We start from the raw sequence: 2,998 nt of genomic DNA, 5'->3' as shown, positions 1-2,998 counted from the left end.
AAAAGATCATCATTCTCGAGTCGCTGGGCCCGGAGGGTGGGCAAGCGGCTACGGGGCAGTAAATGCTCCGCGTTTGGAGAGCCACGCTCCGTACTTCCTTCCTTGCAGCCTGATTGCGAGCCACCGGGAATGCGGTCATCGCATGTGAACTGCTCCGACGGCGTAGCAAGCACCAATGCGACGACCGCTTCCTCTGGAGGCTGTGTGAGAACGCGGCGTTCGGGCGGATAAGGGCGATGGCTCGGTCGCTGACGGCATTTCGGCCGGATAGAGGATCTGAGCGCCGCTCTCAACCTCCTGCCCCGTTGGTGCGCGATCTGAGCGCGCTCTCAACGTAACAATGAGCCCTTCTCACCCCTTCATCGCCTTCACCAATCCGGGAACGCCGAGGATCGCGATCACGCGCGTGATGTTGTAGGCGAGCACGTGCAAGGACATCTCAGTCGCGACGTGCATTAGCGTCTTCATCTTGAAGTGCGTCGCGCCCATCCAGGCCTTGATCGTCCCGAACGGATGCTCGACCGTCCTGCTGCGCAGCGGGATCTTGGCGGGATCGTCGTCGAGCCGCTTCTGGACGCGCTCCAGGATGGATTCGTGTTCCCAGCGTTTTATGCGGCGTTCTTTGCCCGTGCAGCACCTGTGCTTGATCACGCACGCCACGCAGTCGTTCGTCCAGTAGTTCCGGACTGTCTTGCCGTCCTGCTCGTTCGTGTAGTGGTAAGGGAGCCATCTGCCAGCCGGACACTCGTAGGCGTCCTTCTCCGCGTCATAGACGAAGTCAGCCCTGTCGAAGCGACCTACCGCTGCGGCATTGGAGGTGTGCGGCTTCGAGACGGTGACGGCGATTCCCGCCTGCTCACACGCAACGATTTCCTCACCCTTGTAGTAGCCCTTGTCGGCGATCGCCTCGATCGTATCGCCGGCCATCGCATCACGCGCCTTATGCGCCATCATCGACAGGGCATCACGGTCGTAGCCGAGGTTCGTCACCTCATGCGCGACGATCAGATGGTGCTTGGTTTCGACGGCACTCTGCACGTTGTAGCCCACCACCCGGGGCTGCTTGCTCGTTGTCGCCATGGCCCGGCAGTCGGGATCGGTCAGCGATACCTGCGTCTCGCCGGTCGCATCCATCCGTTCTTCGATGGAGCGCAGCGTCCGTCCCTCCTTTCGGTAGTGCGCGAGCTTTTTGATCACGCGCGACAGCCGCGCTTCGATCGGGTGCATGCCGGTCTCGACCAGAACCTCGTCGGCACGGTCGAGCTCACCCATGTACCGGTCGATCGCGGCGTCGATCTCGCCGAGGCGCCGCCTGAGCTTCTCACGCGTATAGCTCTTGGCCTTGGCGTTCACGGCTTTGAACTTGCTGCCGTCGATCGCGACGAGGCTGGCGTCCAGAAGATCAATGTCGCGGCAGAGCGCGACGAACTGCCGGCAGACCCTGCGGATCGCAGGGCCATTGTCGCGGCGGAAATCGGCAATTGTTTTGAAGTCAGGCTTCAAGCGGCCGAGCAGCCAAATCAGCTCCAGATTGCGTGCGCATTCGCGCTCCAGCCTGCGCGATGACTGCATCTGGTTGAGATAACCGTACCTGCTTACCCACCACTCTCAGCCAAGTTTGAGCCACACGAATCGCTGACATTTGCGAGCGTTCCGAGGGAGATGGCGCATGGCTCGCAACAAGGTGCAGTTTCAGAAAGGCCTGTCGGAGGCTGATTTCTCAGCGCTCTACGGCAGCGAGGAGGCGTGCCGCCGGGCGGTGTCCTGGTGGCGCTGGCCGGGTGGTTTCGAATGCCCGGCGTGCGGCGGGCGCGACCATTGCGTGCTCGACCGGCGCGACCTCTACCAATGCAACGCCTGCCGCACGCAGACCTCGCTCACGGCCGGCACGATCTTCGCCAACACCAAGCTGGCGCTCACCACATGGTTCCGCGCCATGTATCTCGTCACGCAATCGAAGCAGGGAATCTCGACGGTCGAGCTCGGTCGCCGGCTCGGCGTGCGCCAGACCACCGCCTGGTCGATCAAATCGAAGCTCACCCAGGTGATGCTTGAGCGCGATGCGAAGAAGTTTCTCGATGGTCGCGTCGAGATGGACGATGCCTATCTCGGCGGCCGCAGACCGGATGGCAAGGTGGGCCGCGGCGCGCCCGGAAAGACGCCGTTCGTGGCCTCAGTCGAGACGACGGACGAGGGCAAGCCGAAGCGCGTGCAGTTGCGCCGCGTCAAGCGCTTCACGAAGAAGGCGATCAAGGCGCTGGCCGGCCGCACAATGAAGCCCACCGCACGCGTCGTCACCGACGGGCTCGGCTGCTTTAACGGGCTCAAGGGCTCGGTCGAAGCCCACGACCGGCTGATCGTCGCGCGTCTCGGACACGCCGAGAAGCTCCCACAGTTCCAGTCGGTCAACACGGTGCTCGGCAACATCAAGAGCGCGATCAACGGCACCTACCGCGCGGTGAGAAAGCACGTCGACCGAACGCTCGCCGAGTTCGAGTGGCGCTTCAACCGCCGCTACGATCTGGCCGCCATGATCCCGCGCCTCGCCTGGGCCGCGACACGCACGCCACCGATGCCGTATCGGCTGCTAAAGCTGGCTGAGAGTGGTGGGTAAGCAGGTCAGAATATGCTTGTACATCTGACCTCTTCGATATGACGGTGTCTTTCTTCTTTGGGGTGGAACCCTGCCACAAGGGCCTACTCGGCGTCACTACCCGTCGTTTTGATTGATGGCTGGCCGCTTGTCACCTATGCACTCGGCGGGATCGCGGGGGCATTCATCGGCTTCCATATCGTTGTCGTTCTCGGGCTCTTGCCTATGCCATTGATGCTGTACCTCGGCGCCGTCATCGGCGCGGCGGCCACTATATGGTTTTGGCGGGGAAGGTGATGAGAACCCACAAGCCATGCGCGCCCGCCGCGAGACGGCTGAACATCCCTTCGATACAATAAAAGAGCGTATGGGATAATACCGCTAGTGTTCCGTCTCTGACAGAGG

At 62.2% G+C, this 2,998-nt stretch carries 1 protein-coding gene and 1 pseudogene; one reads left to right on the top strand and one right to left on the bottom strand.

The window, feature by feature from the left end:
* Positions 1-351: 351 nt before the first annotated feature.
* Positions 352-1,590, bottom strand: a pseudogene (locus tag ACSLE4_RS07895) (IS1182 family transposase); the annotation flags it as partial.
* A 79-nt stretch (positions 1,591-1,669) separates the two neighbouring features.
* Here ACSLE4_RS07895 and ACSLE4_RS07890 point away from each other — a divergent pair.
* Positions 1,670-2,614, top strand: coding sequence for an IS1595 family transposase (locus ACSLE4_RS07890; protein WP_435903924.1), 945 nt, complete (start codon positions 1,670-1,672; stop codon positions 2,612-2,614).
* The last annotated feature ends 384 nt before the right edge of the window (positions 2,615-2,998 follow it).

The organism is Methyloceanibacter sp., assembly GCF_051306395.1.
Taxonomy (GTDB): Bacteria; Pseudomonadota; Alphaproteobacteria; order Rhizobiales; family Methyloligellaceae; genus Methyloceanibacter.
Note: the sequence above shows the minus strand (reverse complement) of the source record. Positions and strands in the feature narration are given on the sequence as shown.

Bases quoted from the DNA above. Each gene is read 5' to 3' on its own strand.
- ACSLE4_RS07890 (WP_435903924.1), top strand. From the start codon at position 1,670: ATGGCTCGCAACAAGGTGCAGTTTCAGAAAGGCCTGTCGGAGGCTGAT.